The sequence below is a fragment of the Tenacibaculum tangerinum genome (genome assembly GCF_029853675.1).
In the GTDB taxonomy this organism is placed as follows: Bacteria; Bacteroidota; Bacteroidia; order Flavobacteriales; family Flavobacteriaceae; genus Polaribacter; species Polaribacter tangerinum_A.
The window spans coordinates 1,489,784-1,516,253 of sequence record NZ_CP122539.1; the positions used below are offsets into that span (position 1 = coordinate 1,489,784).

Below are 26,470 nucleotides of genomic sequence, written 5' to 3' on the forward strand. Positions count from 1 at the left end.
TATTTTATATTTGAATGAAAACACTTTATATCGTTCGTCACGCTAAATCATCATGGGAATATGATAGCGTTAAAGATATTGACAGACCATTAAAAGAGCGCGGTATTAACGATGCCCATCTTTTATCTAAATACCTAGCGGAAGAAATTAAAAGACCCGATGTATTTCTTTCGAGTAGCGCCAATAGGGCGTTGCATACGGCTGTTATTTTTTGTGAAAATTTTGAGTATCCGCTCTCCAATCTTAAAATAAAACGTCAGTTGTATAGCTTTAGTGATGGCTATTTAGTTAAAACGGTAAAAGCTCTTGACGATAGTTTTAACAGTGCTATTGTATTTAGTCACGACCACGGTATTAATAGTTTTGTAAACAAGTTTGGAAGTAAACCTATTGCACATGTTGCTACTTGTGGTGTTGTTGGAATAGCTTTTGATACCAAACACTGGAAAGACATAAAGAAAGGAAACACTATTTTAATAGAGTTTCCTAAAAACCATAGATAAACCTACATATATTTTGAAGATAAAAAAGTACGGTGCTATTGATATTGGATCGAATGCGGTGAGATTATTGGTAGCGAATGTTATTGAAGAAAAAAACAAGGATCCACAATTTAAAAAATCCTCTTTAGTTCGTGTGCCTATTCGTTTAGGTGCTGATGCTTTTGTTTCTGGAAAAATTTCGGAAGGTAATATTCAACGAATGATTGATGCTATGCAAGCCTTCAAATTAATCATGAAAATTCATGGCGTAGAAAGATACAAGGCTTGTGCAACCTCTGCAATGCGAGAGGCAGAAAATGGTAAAGAAGTCGTAGCTACTATTTTAAAAACCACCGAAGTTCCGATTGATATTATTGACGGAAAAAAAGAAGCTGCAATCATATCGTCTACCGACTTAAATCAGCTAATAGAGTCTGATGCTACCTATTTATACGTAGATGTAGGTGGTGGTAGTACCGAATTCACCCTATTTTCTAAAGGTAAAATCATCAACTCTAAATCGTTTAAAATAGGAACGGTACGTTTGCTAAACAATACCAAACCTGAAAACAAAATATTGTTTAAAAAGGTTCAAAAATGGATTGAAGAAAACACGAGCGAGTATAAACGTATTTCGCTAATAGGGTCTGGTGGAAACATCAATAAACTTTTTAAAATGTCTGGTAGAGATATCGGAAAACCAATTTCGTATATCTACTTAAATGCGCAATATGAATTCTTAAAAAGGATGAGTTATCAAGAGCGAATTTCTGAACTTAGTTTAAACCCAGATAGAGCCGATGTAATTATTCCCGCAACAAAAATTTATCTTTCTGCCATGAAGTGGAGTGGCGCAAGAAAAATTTATGTTCCTAAAATTGGACTTTCAGACGGAATTATAAAAAGTTTATATTTCAATAAGTTATAAGCTTATTTCAATATTTATAAGCATTTTGTAGCTTTCAGCCAAGAATGACTTATTTGAGAGCGATTTTTCGATTCTAAAAACGTCGTATTTAAGAGCACTTATGATTAGGGTAAGCACCATTTTATTTGTAAGACTTGCTAAATAAGTGTTATGTTCATTGTAATACGATTAATAGTTTATTATTTCGCATTTAGGTCTACCTCTGAGATTTTTTTTCTTAACGACTTATATTTTACATAGCATACTCTTTTTCTAAGCTATTTTTCTTTTTCAATAAAGCTTTCCTAAAAGAAAAAATTACCATTTATTATCTAATAATAAGTGACTTTTTAAAAAAACGGTGTCATATATGTAGAGTGAATAAGTATACCTTGGTATAAAACTCTAACAAAAAATCAAAAAAAAACCGAGTTTCACAACTCGGTTTTTGATTTTGATTACTTATTTTCTCGTCAACTCTAAGGCGTTTATTTTTAGCTCTTTTTGAATCCAACCTTTAAATTCTTTTTCTTTTTTAACAAGAGTTGAATCGGGTAATTTTTCATTCCATTTAACTGAGACTTGCGTTACGGTATCAATCTTAATAAAATCGGTCGATGATAAAACTTTCGACACACTCATTTCTTTAATATCATTAAATCTAATTTTGGCTTCTGTACTAATCTTACTAAAAGGTATTGAGTTTTTATTTCGATTAAGCGCATCTTGTTCTATTCTTTGGTTTAAGGCAGAGATTGTTTCCTTCAATCCTTCTATTTCTTTATGTAAGCCCTCAATTACATTGTCTTTTTTATCTAAGTCTGCAATGGCTCTGTCATACGCATCGACCACTCTGTCGACACTTTTTGCTTTATTTTCGTTTACCTCTAACTCGTATGCTCCTATTCTTGGGAAAGTTTTTAACTCATTTCTTAAAAAAGATTCTGTTGCATCGCTAATATCTCCGTTAAAAAATAGACTTATCTTTTTATCTTTAATATTTATTTTATTTCGCTGCAACCATAGGTTAGGATTGTCCATCACTTTCGTTTTCAAAAACCGTTCATAGTTGGCATTAACAATACTCTCTTTATATACTCCTACAAAAGTAAAAACAGCGGGTATCATTACCATAAATGCTATAAAAGACACCAATCTAGCAATTCTTTTACGTTTTGCTGAATTCACATAGCGAATCATGGTAAAACCTAAGAGCTTTAAAATTAAGATGGTTGCCAGTGCGATAAAAATTGTATTTATGGTGAATAAATACATCGCACCTAAGAAATAGTCGAAATTGCCTACTGCCAAACCATACCCTGCGGTACACAAAGGTGGCATTAACGCTGTTGCAATTGCTACACCAAAAATTACAGAAGCAATTGTTCCTTTCTTAGTTCTTGCTATAATCAATGCCAAACCACCGAAAAAGGCAATTAGCACATCGCGTATATCAGGTCTTACCCTACCCAATAATTCTGAGGTTTCTTCACGAAGTGGAAATAAAAAGAAGAATAAAAATGCGGTTAACAAACTTAACACAATCATTGTCGCCAAATTTATCAACGATTTTCGTAGCGTATCGATGTCGTTGATAGCAATTGACAGTCCTACTCCTAAAATGGGACCCATTAGAGGAGAAATTAACATCGCTCCAATTACTACAGCTGTCGAATTTGCATTTAAACCTATTGATGCTACAAAAATAGAACAGATTAAAATCCATGCCGTAGCTCCTTTAAAAGGAATGTCATTTTTTATGGCCTCTATGGTTGCTTCTTGATCGGTATCGTCTCTAAAGTCAAGCAACTCTATTAGAAACTTCCTCACCTTTTTCCACAGTCCTCTGGCATCTTTCTGTATTTCTTGCTTCGACTGCTCTACAGCTTGTTCTTGCTTGTTTTCTTCCATATTTTTGATTTTTGTTAACTTCGGAAAGATACGAAATTCCCAAATTAGAAATGAGATAAAAAACGCTTGAAGATTCTACACCTTCAAGCGTTTTAAACCACCAAAAAAGCTTCTCTTACCTAAGATCTAATTTATTTTTTAAACTCGGTGAAATTGCTTCTTTGTGTACTAAAACTGATATTGTTTTTAGTTTAAAGTAAGGAATTGACATGTATACATACCCTTTATTTCCTTGATTGGTACCCCATGAGTTCTTTACTTTAAAATACGTATTTCCTTTTTGGTCTTTTACCAACCCAACAATGTGCATTAAATGATCGTCGGTGGTATTAAAATTTTCAAACTCTGCCTGACGTAAACTTGGTGTAATCGTTTTTTCCTTAACAATTTCTGTCATTGCTTTCTCATTTTCCAAGCTACTCGCTGGAATTACAGCTACTCCGTTTTTTGACGAGAATGTTTGTTCTGAAACATCACAATCCAGTTCAACAGTGTATCCTTTTGTAATAGCTTCTTCAGTTACAGAAACCAGTTCATCTAAAGAAATATTGTAAAATGCTCCATTTGAAAAGTTATCTGGAATACTTAACACAAATGGGTCGTATTTCTTAGCATGCTCAAAAGAACTAATGGTCACATAGTTTGAAGGATCAATTTTTACGTATTCAGCAAAAGACTTGGGAGTATATTTTTTTCCTTCAAAAGTAAATTCCTCTTTACCTTTACCTAAATACACATCTAAAACACTTTCTACGGATTGTTTCCATTTCGGACTTAATTCTCCGGCTGGATTTGTAATGTAGGTGTCTAACATCGACTTTAATACGGCAACCATTTCTGCATGATTATGCCTGTCTTGCCCGAGATCTAAACCTGTAAAAACCTGCTCAGGTACCAATCCGTATCTTTGTACCGAATTCATCACATCGTGCGCTAAGCCTCCTTCACTAAACTGTGCTTTTCCTTGACGGTACAGGTAATTGGTTGCTTTATCGGAATACGTGTTACGAACGGTATACATTTCAGACAAGTCTATATTTTTACCTGTTAATCGAATAATTTCTGATTCTAAAAAAGAGGTGGTAGAAAAACTCCAACACGTTCCTGTTCTCCCTTGGCTTTTAACTTCGGTATCTTCAATATCTTTTACTGTTGAAAATTGATATTTTTGTGCTGTAGTAGCAGTAATGCTTAAAAAAGTTAGCACGACTGCTAAAAGAATTCTTTTCATGTTGAATAGCTTGTGTTTGAGCTAGCAATTTACTCTTTTTAGAAGAGTATAAAACTAGAAAACTGTTAAAAATCGACAATTACTCCTAAACGGGGCAACGCTCGTCCTGTTGTACTTTCTATTTCTTCTAATAGATATCTCGAACTATCATTAGGGTCGGTAATTCGTCCGCTTTCATTTTCTAGAGGCAATAAAAAAGGTTGTTGCTTAGAGCTACTCGCATATATATTTTGAACGTCTACATACAAATTAATTGCTGCTTTTTTTAAGAACCAAGTTTTATCTACACGTACATCTAACTGAGTATAAGTATCTAATCTTTTTTCATTTAGTTTTGTGTAATCTAAAATACCACCGTTACGAACATCGTAATTTTCTTTTAATGAAGACGCTTCTAAGTCGTAAGGAGTATACGGTCTGCCCCCAACCAATCGAAACTTCGTTCCTACTTCCCAGTTTCTATTTAGCTTTTTTCCTGCCGTTATCGTTAATAGGTGTTTGTTATCCCAGGTTGATGGCACATAGTTTCCCTGCACGTCTTTAAATTCACTTCTTACAAAAGTATACGACGCTATTCCGTATAAACCGCTGTACGATTTTTTTTGGGCTAATAGCTCAAATCCATAAGCTCTTCCTTCAGAGGTAGAACTTACAGCTTCGTTTCCTACAACACCAAAATCAGCACCTAAATTGGCTAAACTTATTTGATTTCTTAAGGAAAACGGATAATCCTCATACCCTTTGTAAAAACCTTCAAAAGTTACTTTTGCACTTGTATCAGGCTTAAAAGTTAATCCACCTACATAATGATCCGATTGAATGTATTTTAAACCGTTTTTATTTTCAAATTCTCCCAAATTGTTTTGGTACCCTAATACGGTGTATGAAGGCAGTTGATAGTATCTTCCTACCGAAGAACTGAGCATCCAATTTTCAGCTAACTGATAGCTCAAAGAGATTCTTGGCGAAAACTGATTGAGTGGGTTGCTCATGGTTGAATTGTAATCAATTCCATCCATTCTAAAACCAAAAGAAACTCCTAATTTTTCATTCAAATACTTCTTTGACACTTGTCCGAAAACACCATATTTAACAAAATCGATGACAGCATTAAAATCATTGATAAAAACCCCATCAGAATTTGCCTTCTTTTGAAAGTTATTGTTGGTATAGGTCGCTGTTTCTAAGTTGAACCCTAAGTTGAAATCCATGTTATTGTTACTTTCAAAATTGTTCTCATAACGCAACTTATTTTCTATTTCTCTAGAGGTAAAATTAAGCAGCAAATTGTCAGGAGTTTCTTCGTTTAAAAAATATTTTACAGCTCTATTTTCCCATTCGTTTCTACTCAACACAAACAAATGTGTAGCGTTTGGTGCAAAATATTTATAACTTGCTCCTACAGTATAATTCCATTGATTGTTTACTGGAACTGAATTCAAGATAACTTTATTTCTTTTAATCGTTTCTACATCTGTTTCTCCATCGTTTACCTCTTTGTTAATTTCAAAATTATCAATCGCTCCGAGAGCTACTATCGACAGCTCGCTGTTTTTTGATAATTGTGACTTCACATTTAGCTGAAAGTCGTTGTATGTTGGTAAAAAAGGTAGTTTAATCAATTTAAACAAAAACTGTAAGTACGATTGTCTTGCTGAAAAAATAAACGTGGTATTTTTACCCAAAGGACCGTCTAAAGTAATACCTGCATCTGAGGTTCCTAAGGTCGCTCGTGTGTTTAACGAATTTGGATTTCCTCTTTTCTGAGTAAATTCTATTACCGAACTTAATGCGTTTCCTCTATTGGCAGGAAATGCACTCGAATAAAAATCTACTTTACGTATCAAATCGGCATTCATAATACCTACAGGACCACCTGTAGCTCCTTGGGTTTGAAAGTGATTGATTACTGGAACTTCGATTCCATCTAAATAAAACTTATTTTCTGAGGTAGCCCCTCCTCTAATGATAATATCATTTCTAAATCCAGGGTTTGAAGCGACTCCTGGAAAAGATTGAATTACTTTTAAAACATCTCGATCACCACCGGGGTTCTTTTCTATTTCTGCAATACCTAAAGATTGAAGTGATAGCGGACTTACAACCGATTCTTTGAATAAGGCTGCTTTTATTTGTACTTCGTTTAATTGTGTTGAACTTTCTACCAGTTCTATCGTGATATATGGTGAGTTGTCTTTTGTTACCAAATACTCATCAGAAATCAATGTTTCATAGCCTATAAATGAAGCTTGAATTTTGTTATACCCTAACGGGATGTTATTCAATATAAAATTTCCATTTTCATCAGATACCGCACCGATAGTGGTTCCGTATACTAAAACATTTACGAAAGGAAGCGTCTCTCTTGTTTTTGAATCGATAATCTTTCCAGAAATTTTACCTTCATTTTGAGCTAAACCAATGAACGCTTGAAATAAAGCTAAGAATATTACTATTTTTTTCATAATTTGGGAGGTATTTGTACCCTACAAAAATACAATTTTTGTTTAGTATATAACATTTTTTGTTAAACAAAATTACAGTAAAAACAAAAAAAGAACAACATCTGGTTGTTCTTTTTAGTGGGGAGAGCAGGATTCGAACCTGCGAAGTCGTAAGACAACGGAGTTACAGTCCGTCCCATTTGGCCGCTCTGGAATCTCCCCAAAGCTTTAAAAAAAGCTTCTCTATTTTTTATTGAGAAGCTTTATTAGTGACCGGGCTGGGGCTCGAACCCAGGACCCTCTCCTTAAAAGGGAGATGCTCTACCAACTGAGCTACCCGGTCATTAATTACATTTGCATTTCTGCGTTTGCGGGTGCAAATATAGAAGGTTTTATTGTTCTCACAAATATTTTTTTAAATTTATTTTGATTTTTTTCAGCACTCTTTTGTTATAGTTTAAGTAACAGAAAGTTACCTAAAAATCATTCAAATAGGCAGTTCTTACTTTTTTAAATAAGTTCGAAGAATACACGAAATCTACCACCGCTTCATTTTCTGTTTTAAAAATTTCTTTGTACGATCCTTCCCATGCTTTTACTCCATTTTTAAGAAAAACAATCTTGTCTCCTATCTCCATTACAGAATTCATATCGTGGGTATTGATTACGGTAGTTATTTGATACTCGTCTGTAATTTCTTGTATCAGGTTGTCGATAACAATCGCTGTTTGTGGGTCTAATCCTGAGTTTGGCTCATCACAAAACAAATATTTAGGTCTCATTACAATAGCACGAGCAATGGCCACCCTTTTTTGCATTCCTCCAGATAATTCAGCCGGAAATTTCTTATTTGCATTTTCTAAATTCACTCGTTGTAAAACAAAATTTACTCTATCGAGCATTTCACTTTCTGGTTGCTTGGTAAACATTTTTAGCGGAAACATTACATTTTCTTCTACCGTTTGAGAGTCAAACAATGCACTGCCTTGAAATACCATACCCAATTCTTGTCGAAATTGACGTTTGTCTTCTAAAGTCATATCAACATTGGCAAGACCATTGTAAATAATCGTTCCTTTTTCAGGGGTATGCAAACCAATCAACGACTTTAAAAATACTGTTTTACCAGAACCACTTTGTCCGATAATTAAACTTGTTTCTCCTGGTTTAAACGACGTTGTAATTCCTTTTAAAATCTCAACACCATTAAAACCTTTGTGCAAATTGTGTACTTCTATCATTAGGTTAATAACATTTGAGTTAAGAAATAATTGGCGATTACAATGAGTACGGTGGTCCAGACTACCGATTGTGTACTTGCTTTCCCTACTTCTAACGAACCTCCCTTTACATAGTATCCGTGATACGAAGGTACTGTGGCTATTAAAAAAGCAAAAACTACCGTTTTTATCAACGCATAGGTAATTAAAAACGGATCAAAATCGAGCTGCACTCCTGCAATATAATCTACACCCGAAAATAAACCCGATAACACTCCTGCTATCCATCCGCCAAAAATTCCTAAAAACATTCCTAAAATAATTAAAAAAGGATAAAAGAAAACCGTCGCTATTATTTTAGGCAATACCAAATAGTTTAAAGAGTTAATTCCCATAACTTCTAAAGCATCTATTTGTTCGGTAACACGCATGGTTCCTATACTTGAGGTAATATACGACCCTACTTTTCCTGCTAAAATAATAGAACAAAAAGTAGGCGCAAACTCCAAAATTACCGATCGCTTTGCAGCAAAACCAATGAGGGATCTTGGAATAAATGGACTATCTAAATTCAATGCAGTTTGTAAAGCGATTACCCCTCCTATAAAAAATGAGATAAAAGCTATGATTCCTATCGACTTATGCCCTAATTCATCTATTTCTCTAAACAAAGCCTCGCGAAATACCCGTGCCCTTTGAGGTTTCGTAAAAACCTGTTTTAGCATGGCGACGTATTTACCTATATGCTCAATGTAATTCATTAAACGAAATCTATTTTCTTTTTTGCTAAAGTATTAAAAAACCATTAACTCATCGCCTTATTTACAAGTTTTAGCTCGCTTTTTATGTACCTTTGATTTTTAATTGTGAAAAAATAAAATGAAAAAAATAGCTTTTTTGGCACTTGTACTATGTTTCACAAGCTGCACTTTGAACAAAAAAACAACTACTCACAAACCAAAACTCGTCGTTGGTATTGTTATCGACCAAATGCGTTACGATTACCTAACTCGTTTTGCTGATCGGTATGGAAATGATGGTTTTAAACGTTTACTTAGAGAAGGATACTCTTTAGAAAATGCACACTTTAATTATATTCCTACCTATACTGCTGTAGGACATGCTTCAATATATACTGGAACCACTCCTACTAACCACGGAATTATTGGTAATTATTGGTATGATAAGTATGCTAAAAAAAGTATTTATTGTGTTGATGATGATCACTACAATACTGTTGGTAATGACAGTAAAGGCGGTAAAAAATCGCCTTACAGAATGCATACCACCACCATAACCGATCAATTAAAACTAGCCCAGAACATGAACGGTAAAACCATAGGTATTGCCATTAAAGATCGTTCTGCTATTTTACCTGCTGGTCATACTGCCAATGCTGCTTACTGGTTTGATGGTGGCGATAAAGGGCAGTGGATTTCTTCTTCTTTTTATTTAAAAGAGTTACCAACTTGGGTACAAGAGTTTAATGCTTCTGGAAAAGCTGATGAGTATTTGAGTGCGCCATGGGAAACGTTGTATGATATAAGTACGTATACTCAAAGTATTGAAGATGACAACAATTTTGAGGAGACTTTTAAGGGCGAAGAAAAGCCTGTGTTTCCTCATGACATTCCAAAACTTAGAAAAAGCAATAATAATTACAGTATTATAAAAGGTATTCCTGCAGGTAATTCTATTACGACCGATTTTGCAAAAGCAGCGATTATCGGTGAAAACTTGGGTGCGTCAGAATATACCGATTTTCTGGCGGTTAGTTATTCTTCTACAGATTATGTAGGACATCAATTTGGAGTAGCTTCTAAAGAAATTGAAGATACGTATTTACGCTTGGATCAAGATTTAGCTGAGTTATTCAAATTTTTAGACGCACAAGTTGGAAAAGACAAGTACACCTTGTTCTTAACTGCCGATCATGCTGCGGTACAAGTTCCTTCGTACTTAGCATCTTTAAAAATTCCTGCGGGGTATGTAAAGCCTATTGCCTTTCAAAATTTTTTAAATGAAATTACCGTAAAGCATTTTAAATCGGATGAAATCATTGAAAATATTTCTAATTTCCAAGTTTTTTTGAACAAGGAAAAAATCAGAGAACTGAAGTTAGATTATGAAACGGTGGCTCAAACCATTGCTGATGAAGTGATATATCACAACAAAATTTACAAAGCAGTAACTGCGAGAACGATGCAAACGACTACATTTACCGATGGCATTTTACACGTGTTACAAAACGGATACAATCAAAAGTTTTCGGGTGATGTAATTTTAGTTCCGAATCCGTCAACAATTGCTAGTAGTTCAAAAAAAGGTACCACTCACGGTTCTGGATATTCTTACGACACACATATTCCTGTAATTTTCTACGGAAACGGAATTAAACAAGGGGTTTCTAAAAAGAAATACGAAATTATAGATATAGCGCCCACGCTCTCTAATTTGTTACAAATAGAATTCCCAAATGGGTGCTCTGGAAAAATTATTGAAGAAGTGCTTGAATAAAGAACGGATAAAGATAGACCATAGACTAAAGAGAAGAGAAACTAGAAAAAAGACAAAAAATCCATTTTGATTCTATCAAAATGGATTTTTATTTAATTAATTCATTTCCAAATCACAAATGAATACATTGATTAATTAGGATTATTTAATATGATAAGTGCTGCAATTACCCCTGGTACCCAACCACAAAGTGTTAGCAAAAACACAATTACAATAGATCCACACCCCTTACCTATGACTGCCAATGGTGGAAAAAAAATTGCTAATAAAACTCTTAATAAACTCATAGTCTTTTTTTAATTAATATTCTGTACTCATAAGACGAGTGTACAGCAATCTTGTTACACATGCATGGAACACTTCATTGATATGAACTCGATGTAGCTTTTTTATTTGGCAAAAGGATTTAAAATTTATTTTCTCAAAAATAACCTAGTCAAACTACGCACTTTAAATTGTCTGTAATTTATATATACCAACACCTAAACAGCAAAATTGCACGCTACTATATATACAAATTACGGACTAAAAAACAATATAACTAAATGATTATCAGCGATATTTTTTTTAAAAAATCTATAAAACTTTTTTGCAGAGACCCGAAAATGTCTATATATTTAGGTGTTGGCAATAATTTAGAACATCCATCATGAGAAAACAATTTCTGATTTTAATTTTATTATTTTACATTCCAATCGTTGGTCAAAATATTAAAAATGATAGTTTGCAAGACCAAAACAATATTTTAGAATTAGAAAAGAAAGTTCTTATTCTTGAAACTAAACTTGAAACTGTTGATTCAACTAATACTAAAATTTTGAATACAGTTTACTGGACATTAGGAGGATTAATGTCTGTTTTTATTGCTATAATAGGTTTAAACTTCTTTCAAAACTTCAATCTGAATAGGAAAAAAATTGATTCTATAAAATGGGAATTAAATAATGAACTTTTTAAAGCGATAAATACTATGACTGACAGCATTCTAAAAACAAATAAGGAACTTAAAAAAGAACTGAAGGAGGATATTGATTCTGGAATCAAAACTTCATTCCAATCTTTCGACTATGAAATAAATAGACTTAAAGATAACTATAAAGAGGTTTATAGGAGCGAGTTAATTAGAAAAGCATTTGAGCATAAAGAAAAGAATCAAATGGGTTATATACTTAACCTAATTGAGCTATTAAAATTAGATATTGAAAAAGGACATGATTTTAGAATTCACGAATCATTGCAATTAATAACCGATTGTTTGGACAGTGGATTTAAAGGAAATTCTGATAGTATAACTCGATTAAACGCTACATTAAAAAAATTGCCCGAAGAGTATGATTTACAGAAAAAAAATATCGAATCGAAAATGACATTATAAAAAACTATTGTCAACACCGGTAGCTGATGGGCAACCCCCAAATTTCAAAAAACGGATTTCCTTTTAAAGCTACCTAAGGGCTTTATTTAGAACGAAGCCAAAATTTTTAACTCCTTATTTTGCTTTTTTTCTGAGCTTAAAACGAAATTTATTAAGTGATATCGTACGTTTTTTAACCAAAACACAAAAGCAACCACTTTGGCCTCAGTTTTAGTAGGTTTACCCAAGAACTTTAATAGTTTTTAATGTTGATAGCTGCATGCACTTATTAGCTTGTTTGATACCTATGATGATGAGCTGCGAAAAAGCACTGTGGTGTTTATTGAAAACACTCAAGAAAACGAATGGATTTACAACCGATTGGCTGGTTTGGCGATTCAATGCAACAACGAACGGTATGGATTTGATTTATTGGGTTTTCACAACAATTTGCAATTGGCTAGCTATGCGGAAGGAGATTTCTTTGACTGGCATTTGGATTTCGGAGCGGGAGAAATTTCTGACAGAAAACTCAGCATTTCCATGCAGTTATCGGATTCTGATAACTATGAAGGTGGCGACTTATAGTTTATGATGAATCAAAAAATTGTAACTGCTCCTAGAGAAAAGGGAACCATTATTGTTTTTCCGTCATTTATAATGCACCGTGTGACGCCCATCACCAAAGAGATTCACAAATCTATGGTGGATTGGGTTGCGGGGCCTCCGTATAGGTAGGAATTAGTTCTTAGTCCTTAATGCTTAGTTATTAGTTCTTGGGAGTTAGCGACTTATTTTTATAAGATGCTCCTACAGTGTTAAGGCAGTTAGCTTTGATATAAAGGTGTGTGCCGTAGTATCTGCGGAGCACGCCGTGATAGCAGCGACACGTGCCGTGGTGTCTGCGGAGCATGCCGTACTATCAGCGACCCAAACAGTGATATAAAGAACGTTACTGCTCTAAAAAGCAACTTTTATAACCTAAATAGGGGAGCTTATGGGATTCCGTAAGATTGTGTGGGTTCAATGTTTTAGATTCGCAAGAATTGTAAGAACAACTCGATTTTTATAATTAATTAACAAATAGCAATAACTCGTTAACAACTTTACTTTTCATAAAGCATTGGTTTTGATATATTTGATAGCGTTTAATCATTGTTAAATTTTAGTTTACCCTATGTTTTTATCGGGATAACAAAACTAAAGTTTGGTATAAAACGAGTTAGCATCAATTAAAACCGATTTATGGCAATCACCAAAAAATTTGATAATTACACAATTGCCGAAGTAATAAAAGCCTACTTATTAGACGGACAGAGTCACAGGAAAATCCAAAGAGAAATTCTCGATTTGCCTGCACCAGCAAGAGGTGGCGGATTTGTAGCTATGGAATTGTTACATCATTATAATATACGTGGCGACAAGAAAGGACTTTTGAATAAAAAAACGATTTCTGAATTAAATACCACTGATGATTTAAGGTTTAAAAAAGCATTAGAAATCATTGCCGAATTGAATTTTGTTGAAGAAGAAGCTGAGGAATATTTTGTAAGAAATCAAGAAATAAACAAAAACAATAACCCGACTGAATCTAAAAGTGAAATAAAAGTTAGAGCTTATCAAAACAAGCTTAGGGAAATTGTTTTAGATAATTACAATTCAACTTGTGCTATCTGTGAAATAAATAAAACTGACTTACTCGTCTGCAGCCATATTAAACCCTGGTTTGTTGACAAAGAAGAAAGATTGAACCCCAAAAACACTATTTGCTTTTGTGTCCTTCACGATAAAATGTTTGACAAAGGATATTTTTCCTTGGACTCTAATTTCAAAATAATCTTTGGAGAAAAAGCAGATAATCAAATAAAGGAATTGTTAAAAACAAGTAAATTTAAAAGACCAAAAATAAATGAACCAAATGAAGTATTCTTAAAATACCATTTTGAAGAAATTTGTAGATAACTATTCAATATTATAAAATATGGACGAAATAAATTGGATTGAATTAATTATTAAGGTTACGCTATTCTTAATAGCATCATACTTTATTTTTTATAGGTCTTGGTTAAAGTCTCTCGGTAATGAAGTTGCAAAATTATCAACTCGAAAACAACTTACGGAATTGGAAGAAACAGTAAAAAAAGATTTTAATGAAAAACTTGAATCATATAAAAGTAAATTAAATGAAGAATTAGCATTAAAAATCGAACCTATAAAATCCGATTTAGCAAAAAGCAATATCACTCATCAAATACAATTTGGTGTTCTACATCAAGAAAGAGCAAAAATCACGATTGAATTATATAAAAAATTACAGGAAGTCCATTCAGCAATGGTTATTTGGACTGCTTTTATGCATCCAATAATTGAAAATGCAGAGAAAGAAGCATTAGAACGGACGGACAGAGTTAATAAAGCTATGGACGATTTTAGAAACTTCTATATTGTAAATAAAATCTATTTCAGCCTAAGTTTCTGTAAGGTTATAGATAGTGTATTTCAAGAATATTGGGATAAGGCTTGGAATTATAATTATAAACAGCAAAGAATTCAAAGTGGACAGTTGCCAAAAGAATTTTACAAGGAATATTCGGAAGAAATGTCCAAAATATCAAAAGAAATTAGAGAGCAGCTTCCAAAAAAAATTGAAGAAATCGAAGCTATGCTGAGAAAAATTTTAAATGTAGAAGATTAAAATAACTGTGCACAACAATGGTAGCTGATGCACAACCCCTAAATTTCAAAAAATGGAATTCATTTTAAAGCTATGTAAGGGTTGTATTTAGAACGAAGCCAAAATTTTTAACTCCTTATTTTGCTTTTTTTCTGAGCTTAAAACGAAATTTATTAAGTGATATCGTACATTTTTTAACCAAAACACACAAGCAGCTGCTTTGGCCTCAGTTTTACTAGGTGTACCCAAGAATTTTAATAGTTTTTTAATGTTGTATGCAGCCCCTGCCATGAGCATGCACTTATTCGCCCCATAGATACCTCTAACATTAACTTTGCGCAAGCCCATATACTGTGTTAAGGTGCCAAAAAAGGGTTCTACCGTGCTTTGCCGTTTGGCTTTGATGTAACTTCCCTGTCGAGTGTTTACCTGGGCGATATTGTGCTCATACTGCGCCTAGTAATAGGTGATTGACATACAATAATATAACATGAAACTCGCTCGTTTATTGGAAAAAATAAAATCGTATATTAGGGTTGTGCAACAGGCACAATGTATAACCGCAATTACGACGTATTCGACTACCCTTCGACTCCGCTCAGGGTAAACTGAATCCACTCAGCAATTGCCTAACACAGTTGCTTAACAACCAAATTATCACTAAATTAGACCCTAACTGACGGTTATACGAACTGGTGTAGAGCATTTGACCAAACACAAATAAAATGAATTCAAATTGAGTATTTTCTTCAAAATAGTACAAAACGAAAATCAACGATTGACAAAACAGGATTTTTTAATTGGAACGATTATCGCTTTTGCATTACTGATAGCTTTTACACTTGGAAGTTCTGGAATGAGTTTAATAGCTACTTTTGTTCCTGGACTTATTTTTAGTTGGAGCTTGTTTGCCTTTTTGTACTTCAAGAAAATTGACCTTCCTGATTTCAATATTTTCTTACCTGTATATCTTTTGACTTTGGGTTGGCAGTTCATTCATTTTTCGGAAGAATTTACAACAAACTTCAAAGAACTATTTCCGATAGCCTATGGTGGACAACCATACACGAACAATACTTTTGTGATATTTAATATGTCAGCATATTTTGTGTTTATAGTAACGCCTATTTTGGTTTATTTTAAAGGGCTGAAATTTTTATTCATACCGATTTTATTTTTTACGGTTTATGGAGCAATGGGCAATGCGATTTCTCACACTTGGTGGAGAATTTATTACGGTGAATATTTTCCAGGCTTCTACACTGCCCAACTTTATTGGGTACTCGCACCGATTTTGTTAACAATGATTATCAAATCAAGAAAAGTAACGGGAATTTATATCATTGTGTTTTCAATAGTTTTATTAACAACACTAACCCTTTTAATGGAGTAAACGTCCTACAACAATGTACATAAAAAATAGTCAAAACAGCAATAAATTCAAGGCTTTTAGCTCTTATCAAACTTTATATTTAACCGAAGGTTTAGAGCTTCGAAAGCGCCTACTTTATATATACTAACCGTTAGGCACAAGCCTACAAACATCAAGAAAAACATGGCTGTTTGGCAATATCAATTAAACATAATTCCAAGAAAAGCTATACTCGAAAAGTATGGAGAAATACCCAAAACTTTATTCATAGATTTTGATGGCTGGGAAAAATATTGGGAGAATGTAGATTATAATAATGGATTTCCTGATCCTGATTTTGAGGATGCAAAAACCATAAAATGGTGGGCTAATACATTACTTGATATTAATGATATTTCTAAACAAATTGACAAACTAGTTGCCCGAGCCCAATGGGGAAATGAATCATCAAACTCTATCAACTGGAAAGGAAATTCTAATAACTATGAAGATAATGACTGTTATATATCATATAATAAAACAAAAAAGACTATTAATGAGTTTCAATTCAGAGTTGATCTAAGAAAGAAAGAAAATTTTTCCCTATTCTTAAAAGGTATACTTGAATTGTGCAAAAAAAATGAATTAATGGTTTTTAATACAAATGGAGCCTTATTTGAGCCAAAAATAGAAGTGATTTATGAAGACTTAAAAAAATCTAATGCTGTAGCTTTTTTAACAGACCCTGAAAAATTTCTTGATAAAATTGCATATAGAGAAAATATCAAGATTCAAAAAAAGGTGAATTTATGGACGAAAATTAAAACTTTTTTGAAATAAAATACCAATGCCTAACACGATATATAATTAATTGCTAGTACTCGCCTACTTCTGAAAACCCTCACGGATTTTCAGTTTGGTATGTACTTGCTAATTTAGACACTTAAAAAACGTAACTAGCTCTATACCAATCGTTTTCATTAATCCCCCACATAAAGAAACTCTATTAATTTATTAAGTTAACGAGTGAAATTTTTAGAGGAGTTTAAAAGAACAAAATTATCGTTATTCAGAATTTGAAAAACTATGAATTATAATAAATTAGATAAGAATTGGAAAGAATTCGCAAAAAAAGAAAATGCGGAATTAGTATATATTGAAAAAGAATTATTTAACGCAATCAGATGTGAATATATACTTACAATCACTGCTGAATTTTATAAAACTAAAATTGTTGGAACATTATGGAAATCGCAGGATGGACATAATAGAAACAATACTATAATTTATATAAAATATAATAATAGAGATTCTTCACAAGCAATCGATATGAATGATAGAGGAATTAAAAGTTTGTTTGCGAAAAATGAACTAAAAGCTTTAGAAAATAATATTTACCAAAGTTTTAAAAAAGTAGGCGGAAAGGAATTAAAACTATATGAACATCTTTTGAGACTCGAACTAAACAAAATCATCTCTAAGCACTCTGAATTTGAAGAAATATCTGAAATAATAAATGTGATAAAAAACTGCACACAATAAAAACAACTATAATTCATTCCGGCTAAATTTCCCCGCTGGAAATTCAATCTTATTGATTATCTTTCCACTACAAAGGAAAACGACTCACTTACATTTCCTGCAAAAAATTATACACAAAGCCATTAGGCTTAATAATGAAAAAAGAACGACATAATGGATAAATTCAAATTCGGACTATTTGACATCTTCGTTTACACTTTGCCAGGGTTTATTGTTTTAGTGTCTTTATATTTCCTTTGTCTTGATATTGATTTAACGATTGTTGGAATAATACAGAAATCAATGAATACATTAGATAAACTAAGTTTTAATTCTTTCTTATTGGTATTTGTTTGTTCTTATATACTTGGCTTGGTTTTGGACTATTTTGGATATAATTACTTCAATTTGGTTGGAAAAAGAATTTGGAAGAAAGCTTTAAAAGGAAAAGAAAAGAGTTTATCAAAAATGGAAAATAAATATGTTCTTGTAAGACATTTTAGTAAAGAAAACTTTATTTACCTTGAACTTTGGAATGCCTCTCGTGGTATGTCCTTTAATCTTTCGTTAGCTTTTATTATTTTAGGTTTATCAATTCTAATTAAAATTATTGAATTTTCATATTTCAATTCTGACTGGATTATAGCCATTATTGGATGTATAATATTTTCATTTGTGATGTTAAGAAGGGCAGTAACTTATCATAAGTGGAGCCATAATACATTAGAAAAGACTGTTGATAAATTGAAACTAAAATAAAAATCACAGAGCCTAACAAGATGTGTAACCAATAGGGCATTTAAAGATAAACTGAAAGTCCTGTTCATTGAGCAAGCAACGCCAAAACAACGTTTTGACGTTTAACAAAAAAAGTAAAAACGTTTGTTTTGACTTAGTGGAAACCGAAAGTAAATTGCTTCGAATCTGCCCTTCTATCAACACACAGAACGTTAGCGATAATTTGTCAAACTAAAAATGAAACATAAAGTAATACTATTAATAGTTCTTATATCGAGTCATATTTATTCACAGAATATTGACTTGAATATTGGAAAAGTAACATCAAAAAAATATTATGAAGAAATCGGTTTTGAGTTTATAAAAGATAAAATAATTATCCCTGTATCTATCGAAGGAAAAGAATATAAATTTATTCTTGATACCGGTGCTCCAAATATTATTTCAAACGAAATAAACAATTTAATAAGCCCTGAGCTAATTCAAACAATACCAGTTTCCGATGCGAGTGGTAAGAAGGAAAATTTAAAAGTTGTATCTGTAAAAAAATTAATGCTTGGTAATATTGAGTTTATTAACACCGCAACTTTAGTTTATGATTTAAACTCAAATCCAATTTTTAAGTGTTTTGGTATAGATGGTTTTATTGGTAGTAATATGCTTAGAAAATCAATTATTCAAATTGACAGCAAGAAAAAAATATTAACCATTACAGATAGTCAGAAAAAGTTATCTCTAAATAAAAAAGAATCCATTAAAATTAAACTTATAGGAAATCAAAGTAGTCCTTATATCTGGATAAATTTAAAAGGGTTAGATAATGGCAAAGAAAATGTGTTAATAGATACTGGAATGGATGGACTCTATGATGTCTCTAAAAGAAATTATCAAATATTTAAAGAAAAAGAAATATTTAATGTTACTGGAAAAAGCAAAGGAGCTTCCTCTTTGAGTCTTTTTGGAGATGTTCCTGTCAATGAACATTATGAATTGTTGTTACCTTCTCTAAAACTAGTAGACACAGAATTTGAAAATGTAGTTACTCATACTACCAATGACAATAATTCTAGAATTGGTGCAGAACTACTCGAATATGGAATAATGACGATCGACTTTAAACATAAAAGATTTTATTTTAAATCAAATTCTCGTAAAATAAATCTAAATGATTTTGGATTTGGATTTACTAGAACTCTGAAAGACGAAAAACTGATAATTGGCTTTGTATGGGACCAAGAATTGAAAAGCAAATTATCTTATGGAGATGAAATCATAGAAATTAATGGTAAACCTGTAAATATCTGTAATTTAATAACTAAAAATATAATCAATAAAAATGATAAGACTCTAAAAATGAAAATTAAGCCTAAAAAAGGAGAACTATTTGAAATTAGTATAAATAAAAAGACTATCGCCAATAGTGGTTCTAAGTAATTGTTTGTTCTCGCCCACCTTCAACTACGTTTAGAGTATCACTTCTGAAAAATCCACTGAGATTCTTAGTTTGGTGTGTGCTTGCAAATTTTGTAACTTGTTCTCGCAACTACTCATAGCCGAAACCAATATCACACATTAGAAATCTAGCCTAGTCCTGTTTAATATGAAAAAGCTAATTTATTTAAGTTCCGTTCTGTTTATATTAATTTCTTGTAATCATAAAAAAGAAAACCAAATAATAAAAGCAGACCTTATACCTGAAGAACAACAAAGCGAGCTATTTAAAGCAATAGCAACAATGGATAGTTTATATTTTTCGGCTCAAAACGTCTGTGATTTAGAAAAATACGCTTACTATTTGTCGGATGATTTTGAGTTTTTTCATGATAAAGCAGGATTAACTGCATCTAAGGAAGAGGAAATGAAAGATATGTCTATTTTTTGTGGAGAAGAACAAAGGAATAGGCAACCTCTTAGAAGGGAGTTAAGTGAAGGTACGCTCAAGGTTTATCCGATTGATAATTACGGAGCTCTTGAGTTTTGTGATCATGTTTTTTACCTGCAAATCAATGATGGGACAGAAAAAGTTGTAGGTTCTGGTAAATTGACTGCATTATGGAAAAAAGAAAACAATGAATGGAAATTAGCACGTGTAATAAGTTATGACCATCAGCATCTTGCCGAAGTTGAACTGACAAGTGAAATTCTGGATCAATATGTGGGTGATTATATTCTTCCTGATAGAATAGTAAATATTAAAAAAGAAGGAAAACTACTTAGAGCAACAGATGTTAATGATGGAAAACCAGGTTGGAATACGCTCCTATTTCCTGAATCAGAGAATACTTTCTACTTCAACTACGAGAATGTTGTGTACAAATTTATAAAATCTGGAATCAAAATTAAAACCTTGAATATATACGAGAACGGGAAACTCATCGAGGAAGCAAAAAGAAAATAATATAACGTATGGTAACGTCTATAATTAATGGCTAGTACTCGCCTACTCGCGAAAATCTTCGCAGATTTTTTTATTGTTTTTTTATTTGCTAAATTAATGCTTAAAACACGCAACTAACTTTATATGAATGACTGTAAAAAATCTTTCTGACATATCGTTTGAAACTATTCTAGAGTGCTTCTTAAAAGCATTTGAAAACTATTTTGTCGAATTACCTCGTAACGAAAAATACTATAAACAACGATGGAAAGCGGCTAAGGTAGACTTTAGATATTCCTATGGCATGTTTGAAGGAGAAAAGATGGTTGGCTTCATACTCCATGCTCTTGACAAAAGAAAAAATAAGCTAATCGCATTCAATACGGGAACAGGAGTTATTCCTAAATACAGAGGGAAAAGAATAGTGAATTCTATTTACACCTATGCGTTAAAAGACTTAAAAGAAAAAAACGTTGAACTGAGTGTATTAGAAGTCATCACTAAAAATGACATCGCCATTAAATTATACGAAGGTATTGGATTCGAAAAATGTAAAGAATACAAATGCTTCAAAGGTGAAATTCAAATTGACTCGACTGAAGAAGTCATTTTAAATGAAATAGCCTTAAACGATGTTGATTGGAATAGTTTACCTAATCAAGGTTCATATTCTTGGGACAATCAAAAAGAATCTATTTTGGAAGGAAACTATCGATTTTTTCAAGTAATACGTAAAATTGAACCAGAGTCTTTTTTTATAATTAACCCTGAAATAAATTACTTGGCACAATTTGACTTGTTAAAAAAAGAGAATAATGGCTGGGCTAGACTTTTCGCAGGAATAATGAAAATTTCCGAGTACATTAAAATTAATAACGTTGATAATAGATTGAAAGAAAAGCTAGGTACACTAGCTTTAGTTGGATTAAAAAACACAGTTGATCAATTTGAAATGGAATTAAAAATGAAAAGATGGTAACAATGTATCCGTAACTACAGCGTATTCGACTACGTCCGAATCCACTCCGAATTGCTATAGCTCTTTCATTATCCGATAAATATTTATTAAATTGGTAGTAACTGATGGTTATACCCACCGTTATGTCTAATATTGACCCGCCCTGAATAAAGGTTACATAATTTTAATCATTATGTATAAAAATGTCAAAGTAATCAGACGGTATTTAGAACACTTTAAACTGAAAATTGTATCTCTACCAGGCATTTACAAGCGTAGATCACGCCAAAGGAGAAACAAAAAGTGCTGTCAATTTATACAACCAAATTAAAATTATAGGTATCTTTAGGATAGAAAACACCGAATATGGTATCGTTGAAATCAGCGTAAAATCTACCGAAGCTTCGGACCATATTTCAGGACTAGACACCCTGAAAATGCACAAAAAAATCATACACAAACATCATACAAGCATTAGAAAATGAGCGAAACAAGAACAAAATGGCAACCTGAGCTTTACAATCAAAAGCACTCATTTGTTTATCATTATGGAGAGGCGCTGATAAAGTTGCTCAACCCAAAACAAAATGAACGTGTTTTGGATGTAGGTTGTGGCTCGGGACAGTTGACAGATAAAATAAACAACCTCTCAAATGAAGCCATTGGAATTGATAAATCTGCTGAAATGATTGCGGATGCCAAATCAAAATTCCCAAACATCGAATTTCATGTAGGAGATGCTGAAAACTTCGCATTCGAGAAAAAATTTGATGCTATTTTTTCAAACGCAACCCTTCACTGGGTAAAAAATTATAGGAGAGCCATACAATGTATGTATGATAATTTAAAACCAAATGGAAAAATTGTAGTGGAATTTGGAGGAAAAGGAAATGTACAGACTATTGTTAATCAGTTGAGAAACTCTTTAAAAAAAAGAAACTATAAAGAACAATCTGATTTGCACTTATGGTATTTTCCTTCAATCGGAGAGTATTCAACTGCACTCGAATCGGCTGGATTTAGGGTTCTTTTAGCTGAGCATTACGACAGACCCACTGAACTTGCAGATGAGAATACAGGAATAAAAGATTGGATTTCTATGTTTGCTGAAAGCTTTTTTATCGGGGTTTCAGAAAATCACATAGCGGAAATTAAATGTGAGGTACAGGAAAAAATTAAGAAACAATGTTTAATTAACGGAAAGTGGTTTGCTGATTATAAAAGAATTAGAATAGTTGCAACAAAAGAAAAACTGAACATTATACCATCGAGTGTGTAAACTTATTTTTTCGGTTTTGTAACCTACGAGTCTTCAATAATTAAATAGATAACTCCGAGAGGTCTGTAGTGTTTTTATTTGCAGCCTTGTTGTTATATCGAACAAATACTGCTTTTACATAGGTACAGAGGAACATAAGATGCTACAAAACCATACAAACAACATTATGTATAATTGAAAACAATCAATATTGATCATATCTTTCAAATTATGCTTTTTACTATTCATTATCCTTTTCAGGTTAAAGTATTTTTTACAAAAAATGGTTGAAGAGTATAAGCCCGTAAAAAACAGCCTTATAATTGGAACTAGAAATACTTTTTTTGTCTTTTATTCAAAAAGATCATACCCAAATACTTCCTGAAAACAAAGGTCAGCAGATAAACAAACTATTTTTGTATATCTAGTTTAACCCTCAAACTCGATAAAGTTAGAATTATTTAATCTTTCCGAACTTTTTAAAACAAAAAGTAAAATTACAGCATTCATAATGGAAATACGATTGTAAAAACCCATTACGTTAACTTTGTTTACAACTGTAGAATACCTAAATTGCATTTCAATTTTTTGTTTTACAGTCTTTTACAAGTTTTATTTAAGATTGTCTTTTAAACCCTATTACCCGGCTAACAACCAATTAAAACTAAAAAAACAACATAATGACACTAAACCAAAATGATGATTTTTATATCGCCGAAAAGGCATTCAAATCAAGATTAATAGTCGAAATAACCGGATTTGATCAGACAATGCTCACCAATCTATTGAATGCGAGCCAATCCGAGATTGTCACCCACACACAAATACAGTCGCTCGATAAACCCAAAAGTAAAGATGGATTACATTGTGAAAATGTTCCTAATCACATTACATACATTCCCAATACCCATGGTTGCAAAACTGCCGATGAAGCTGTTGCATTGGCAAGATTAATACGAAAAGCAGGTTTGTCTGATTGGATTAAACTTGAAGTTTCCCCATATAATACTCATTACATGAGCGATGGTGTAGAAACCCTTAAAGCGGCCGATATTTTAGTAAAAGAGGGCTTTAAAGTACTTCCCTACATCCATGCCGACCCAGTATTGGCTAAAAGACTACAAGAGGTTGGTTGCTCAACAGTTATGCCACTGGGTTCACCTATTGGTTCAGGAAAAGGGCTTATAACCAAAGAATTTATTGAAATGATTATTGAAGAAGCGAACGTTCCTGTTATTGTTGATGCTGGTATTGGTAAACCCTCGCACGCTACTGAAGCCATGCAAATTGGTGCAGATGCAGTAATTGTGCATACCGCTATTATTTATGCGGAAAATCCAATATTACAGGCACAAGCTTTTAAAACTGCCGTTCAAGCGGGAAGAGCTTCTTTTTTAGCAAAGGGAGATTATTCAAAATACAAAGAAAACAATCCAAAAATCAGTACATAATAATCTAAAATAGTGAAACTATAAAGAACAATCTGATTTATACTTATGGTATTTTCCTTCAATCAAAGAGTATTCAACTGCACTCGAATTGGCTGGATTTAGGGTTCTTTTAGCTAAGCATTACGACAGAACCACTGAGCCTGCAGAAGAGAATACGGGAATATGGGAATAAAAGATTGGATTTCTGTGTTCGCAGAAAGCTTTTTTATCGGGGTTTCAGAAAATCATATAGCGGAAATTAAAACTGAAGTACAGGAAAAAATTAAGAAACAATGTCTCATTAAAGGAAAGTAGTTTGCTGAATTTTAAGGTGTCCTAAAAAGGGGAAGGCTACAATCTATGTAATACACATAATGTTTAAAAACAATTTCTTTGTGCCGTTTATCAGAAAATCTGACAGACTTTTAATAAGAGTAGTACTTTTTTGCTAAATTAGCTAAAGAAGCAACAACACCAATTCCTACACAAACTGTTGGCATGAGTGTAGTTTACTAAAATATAAGATTAATTATATAAAAAGACACCATTATGAAAAGCATACTAAAAATATTAATAACGATTATTGTCTTCTTCACATTTATCAATGCGTTAATTTTTATAGTAATGGGTATTATGAATATTTATAAGGGAATTTCAGGTCTTTTCAATGCTTCGCAAGAAGTTTCATATGCTGCACTGAAAATATTAGATTCATTAGATTTATTTTTGGTAGCTTTAGTTTTTATCGTCTTTTCCTCGGGCATTTATAATATATTTTTTCCTCAAAATAACAACAACGCAGCGTCTACTGAGAAAAAACATATTTTACATATTAATAGCTTTTCACAATTGAAGGTTTTACTATGGCAAACTATCTTAACGACTCTAGTAATTCATTTTGTTGCTAGCATTATACATGCACACGGAAAAATAGATTGGTATTTTTTAATACTACCCATTTCTATATTACTACTTACCGTGAGTCTCGGGTTATTTCAGTTTAAGGGAAATAACAAAAAAGGTGATGGGCACTAAATTTGAAAATTAAAGCTTATAGTATAGAGCCTAATTAACGTGAGTTCGGGATAGTTTACCCTATTCTTTGTAGGTTATCGATATTAATATTAGGTTTAGTTGGATAGAACGAATAAGCGATTAACCCTGCGACCAAATTTAAGATAAAGTTATCGAAGCTTCTGTGTCTTGTGTGCTCTATTTGACATACGTTTTTCAAAATATCATTCACACTTTCAATAACAGCCCTTTTTCTAAGCATAATTTTATCATAGATATGCATAAGAGTATTTTTCATATTCTTTCTAATTTTTGTAACCAAATGTATTCCATCTACAAAAGCTGTTCAAACAGTTCTTTACCTAAATACCCTCTGTCGGCAAATATTTTTCCGAACACACGATCATGAAAGGCTTTATCTTTAAGTGGTTGTCTGTCATCTATATTACCTTGCGTAATTAAAAAGTCAACAATATCGCCCTTTTCATTGATAATAATATGAAGTTTAAAACCAAAAAATCACCCCAGATTCCTTTCCCTTTTTTTGTGGTGTTTTTTAAAAACTTTGTTCTGTTTTTCTCTTTTATAATGACATACTTTAATAGTGGTAGAATCTAAAAAAGAGATCCCTGTGCATTGACCTAAACAGTGCATTTGAAGAAACAGTATCATAGGCACTGAACAACGCTTTTTCAATTCAACAAATCGGTTATAGGAAACTAAATCGACAAGTGTTTGCTAACATATTCGATATAAAAGTGTTTAAAACACCTAAAACCACTAAAATAAAAAAGTACCATAATGGTAATTATTTCACTTTGGGTGAGTTTAGGCTTTCTTCGTCTAACTATCTTTGAACAGGTTTCTAAAGCATTTTTATCAATAACTTGATTAATTTAGGCACAAAAATCATCAATTAAACAGAAAAATTCAGTAATTTTAAAATCGGAAATCATAGTGGATAATTTAGTTATACAGTTAAAAATCAATACTTTAATTTACTAAATTTTTCGCTTTTTTTCGTGTAATTAAAAACTTTTTTATCCCGAACTCACGTTAGATAGTACAAAATTCACTTCGAAA

The 26,470-nt window shown here is 32.4% G+C and carries 24 protein-coding genes, 2 tRNA genes and 1 pseudogene; 17 read left to right on the forward strand and 10 right to left on the reverse strand.

Annotated elements, in window-relative coordinates; all coding sequences use genetic code 11:
- Positions 1 to 14 precede the first annotated feature (14 nt).
- Both P8625_RS06390 and P8625_RS06395 read left to right on the forward strand, forming a co-directional pair.
- A complete protein-coding gene (locus P8625_RS06390) occupies positions 15 to 503 on the forward strand; it encodes a SixA phosphatase family protein (RefSeq protein WP_279652635.1) in 489 nt (162 codons plus the stop codon).
- 10 nt (positions 504 to 513) lie between these two features.
- Positions 514 to 1,410, forward strand: coding sequence for a Ppx/GppA phosphatase family protein (locus P8625_RS06395; RefSeq protein WP_279652921.1), 897 nt, complete (start codon positions 514 to 516; stop codon positions 1,408 to 1,410).
- A 441-nt stretch (positions 1,411 to 1,851) separates the two neighbouring features.
- Here the strand turns inward: P8625_RS06395 and P8625_RS06400 are convergent, their stop codons facing one another.
- From P8625_RS06400 to P8625_RS06430, 7 genes are all read right to left on the reverse strand, one after another.
- The gene (locus P8625_RS06400; RefSeq protein ID WP_279652636.1) at positions 1,852 to 3,300 is read right to left on the reverse strand and encodes a DUF389 domain-containing protein; all 1,449 of its coding nucleotides are present in this window, start codon (positions 3,298 to 3,300) and stop codon (positions 1,852 to 1,854) included.
- Between the two features lie 115 nt (positions 3,301 to 3,415).
- Positions 3,416 to 4,531: a C1 family peptidase gene (locus P8625_RS06405; RefSeq protein WP_279652637.1), complete on the reverse strand. Its 1,116-nt coding sequence runs from the start codon at positions 4,529 to 4,531 to the stop codon at positions 3,416 to 3,418.
- Between the two features lie 65 nt (positions 4,532 to 4,596).
- Positions 4,597 to 6,996 carry a TonB-dependent receptor gene (locus P8625_RS06410; RefSeq protein ID WP_279652638.1) on the reverse strand — a complete coding sequence of 800 codons (2,400 nt, stop codon included), beginning with the start codon at positions 6,994 to 6,996 and terminating at the stop codon, positions 4,597 to 4,599.
- Between the two features lie 118 nt (positions 6,997 to 7,114).
- Positions 7,115 to 7,197 (reverse strand) — tRNA-Tyr (locus P8625_RS06415).
- Between the two features lie 48 nt (positions 7,198 to 7,245).
- Positions 7,246 to 7,318 (reverse strand) — tRNA-Lys (locus P8625_RS06420).
- Positions 7,319 to 7,451: 133 nt separating this feature from the next.
- Positions 7,452 to 8,216: an ABC transporter ATP-binding protein gene (locus P8625_RS06425; RefSeq protein ID WP_279652639.1), complete on the reverse strand. Its 765-nt coding sequence runs from the start codon at positions 8,214 to 8,216 to the stop codon at positions 7,452 to 7,454.
- The gene (locus P8625_RS06430; protein ID WP_279652640.1) at positions 8,216 to 8,956 is read right to left on the reverse strand and encodes an MlaE family ABC transporter permease; all 741 of its coding nucleotides are present in this window, start codon (positions 8,954 to 8,956) and stop codon (positions 8,216 to 8,218) included. Before P8625_RS06430 ends, P8625_RS06425 begins: the two co-directional genes overlap by 1 nt.
- A gap of 118 nt (positions 8,957 to 9,074) precedes the next feature.
- On the opposite strand from P8625_RS06430, the gene pafA reads away from it, so the two are divergent.
- Positions 9,075 to 10,712: an alkaline phosphatase PafA gene (gene pafA / locus P8625_RS06435; protein WP_279652641.1), complete on the forward strand. Its 1,638-nt coding sequence runs from the start codon at positions 9,075 to 9,077 to the stop codon at positions 10,710 to 10,712.
- Between the two features lie 131 nt (positions 10,713 to 10,843).
- Here pafA and P8625_RS06440 read toward each other — a convergent pair whose 3' ends face one another.
- Complete coding sequence (locus P8625_RS06440; RefSeq protein WP_279652642.1) at positions 10,844 to 10,999, reverse strand: YqaE/Pmp3 family membrane protein; 156 nt, start codon at positions 10,997 to 10,999, stop codon at positions 10,844 to 10,846.
- A 362-nt stretch (positions 11,000 to 11,361) separates the two neighbouring features.
- Here P8625_RS06440 and P8625_RS06445 point away from each other — a divergent pair, with 362 nt between their 5' ends.
- From P8625_RS06445 to P8625_RS06460, 4 genes are all read left to right on the forward strand, one after another.
- Positions 11,362 to 12,087, forward strand: coding sequence for a hypothetical protein (locus P8625_RS06445; RefSeq protein ID WP_279652643.1), 726 nt, complete (start codon positions 11,362 to 11,364; stop codon positions 12,085 to 12,087).
- Positions 12,088 to 12,360: 273 nt separating this feature from the next.
- The gene (locus tag P8625_RS06450) at positions 12,361 to 12,654 is read left to right on the forward strand and encodes a 2OG-Fe(II) oxygenase (RefSeq protein WP_279652644.1); all 294 of its coding nucleotides are present in this window, start codon (positions 12,361 to 12,363) and stop codon (positions 12,652 to 12,654) included.
- Between the two features lie 657 nt (positions 12,655 to 13,311).
- Positions 13,312 to 14,028, forward strand: a complete 717-nt coding sequence (locus tag P8625_RS06455; RefSeq protein ID WP_279652645.1) for an HNH endonuclease — start codon at positions 13,312 to 13,314, stop codon at positions 14,026 to 14,028.
- A 19-nt stretch (positions 14,029 to 14,047) separates the two neighbouring features.
- Positions 14,048 to 14,761 carry a hypothetical protein gene (locus P8625_RS06460; RefSeq protein ID WP_279652646.1) on the forward strand — a complete coding sequence of 238 codons (714 nt, stop codon included), beginning with the start codon at positions 14,048 to 14,050 and terminating at the stop codon, positions 14,759 to 14,761.
- Positions 14,762 to 14,848: 87 nt separating this feature from the next.
- Here the strand turns inward: P8625_RS06460 and P8625_RS06465 are convergent, their stop codons facing one another.
- Positions 14,849 to 15,178: a transposase gene (locus tag P8625_RS06465; protein WP_279652922.1), complete on the reverse strand. Its 330-nt coding sequence runs from the start codon at positions 15,176 to 15,178 to the stop codon at positions 14,849 to 14,851.
- Positions 15,179 to 15,476: 298 nt separating this feature from the next.
- Here P8625_RS06465 and P8625_RS06470 point away from each other — a divergent pair, with 298 nt between their 5' ends.
- From P8625_RS06470 to P8625_RS06515, 10 genes are all read left to right on the forward strand, one after another.
- Positions 15,477 to 16,133 carry a hypothetical protein gene (locus P8625_RS06470; RefSeq protein ID WP_279652647.1) on the forward strand — a complete coding sequence of 219 codons (657 nt, stop codon included), beginning with the start codon at positions 15,477 to 15,479 and terminating at the stop codon, positions 16,131 to 16,133.
- A gap of 162 nt (positions 16,134 to 16,295) precedes the next feature.
- Positions 16,296 to 16,931 (forward strand): hypothetical protein, encoded by a 636-nt coding sequence (locus P8625_RS06475; protein WP_279652648.1) that lies wholly within the window; start codon positions 16,296 to 16,298, stop codon positions 16,929 to 16,931.
- A gap of 246 nt (positions 16,932 to 17,177) precedes the next feature.
- Complete coding sequence (locus tag P8625_RS06480) at positions 17,178 to 17,633, forward strand: hypothetical protein (RefSeq protein WP_279652649.1); 456 nt, start codon at positions 17,178 to 17,180, stop codon at positions 17,631 to 17,633.
- A gap of 153 nt (positions 17,634 to 17,786) precedes the next feature.
- Positions 17,787 to 18,371: a hypothetical protein gene (locus P8625_RS06485; protein ID WP_279652650.1), complete on the forward strand. Its 585-nt coding sequence runs from the start codon at positions 17,787 to 17,789 to the stop codon at positions 18,369 to 18,371.
- A 216-nt stretch (positions 18,372 to 18,587) separates the two neighbouring features.
- Positions 18,588 to 19,784 (forward strand): aspartyl protease family protein, encoded by a 1,197-nt coding sequence (locus P8625_RS06490; protein ID WP_279652651.1) that lies wholly within the window; start codon positions 18,588 to 18,590, stop codon positions 19,782 to 19,784.
- A gap of 166 nt (positions 19,785 to 19,950) precedes the next feature.
- A complete protein-coding gene (locus tag P8625_RS06495) occupies positions 19,951 to 20,748 on the forward strand; it encodes a nuclear transport factor 2 family protein (protein ID WP_279652652.1) in 798 nt (265 codons plus the stop codon).
- A 127-nt stretch (positions 20,749 to 20,875) separates the two neighbouring features.
- Positions 20,876 to 21,706 carry a GNAT family N-acetyltransferase gene (locus P8625_RS06500; protein WP_279652653.1) on the forward strand — a complete coding sequence of 277 codons (831 nt, stop codon included), beginning with the start codon at positions 20,876 to 20,878 and terminating at the stop codon, positions 21,704 to 21,706.
- A 460-nt stretch (positions 21,707 to 22,166) separates the two neighbouring features.
- Positions 22,167 to 22,964 (forward strand): class I SAM-dependent methyltransferase, encoded by a 798-nt coding sequence (locus tag P8625_RS06505; RefSeq protein ID WP_279652654.1) that lies wholly within the window; start codon positions 22,167 to 22,169, stop codon positions 22,962 to 22,964.
- Positions 22,965 to 23,623: 659 nt separating this feature from the next.
- On the forward strand, positions 23,624 to 24,394 hold the full coding sequence (locus P8625_RS06510; protein WP_279652655.1) for a HisA/HisF-related TIM barrel protein: 771 nt from the start codon (positions 23,624 to 23,626) through the stop codon (positions 24,392 to 24,394).
- 528 nt (positions 24,395 to 24,922) lie between these two features.
- Positions 24,923 to 25,408 (forward strand): YqhA family protein, encoded by a 486-nt coding sequence (locus P8625_RS06515; protein WP_279652656.1) that lies wholly within the window; start codon positions 24,923 to 24,925, stop codon positions 25,406 to 25,408.
- 55 nt (positions 25,409 to 25,463) lie between these two features.
- Here the strand turns inward: P8625_RS06515 and P8625_RS16245 are convergent.
- Positions 25,464 to 26,283: pseudogene (locus P8625_RS16245) on the reverse strand (IS982 family transposase).
- Between the last annotated feature and the right edge of the window lie 187 nt (positions 26,284 to 26,470).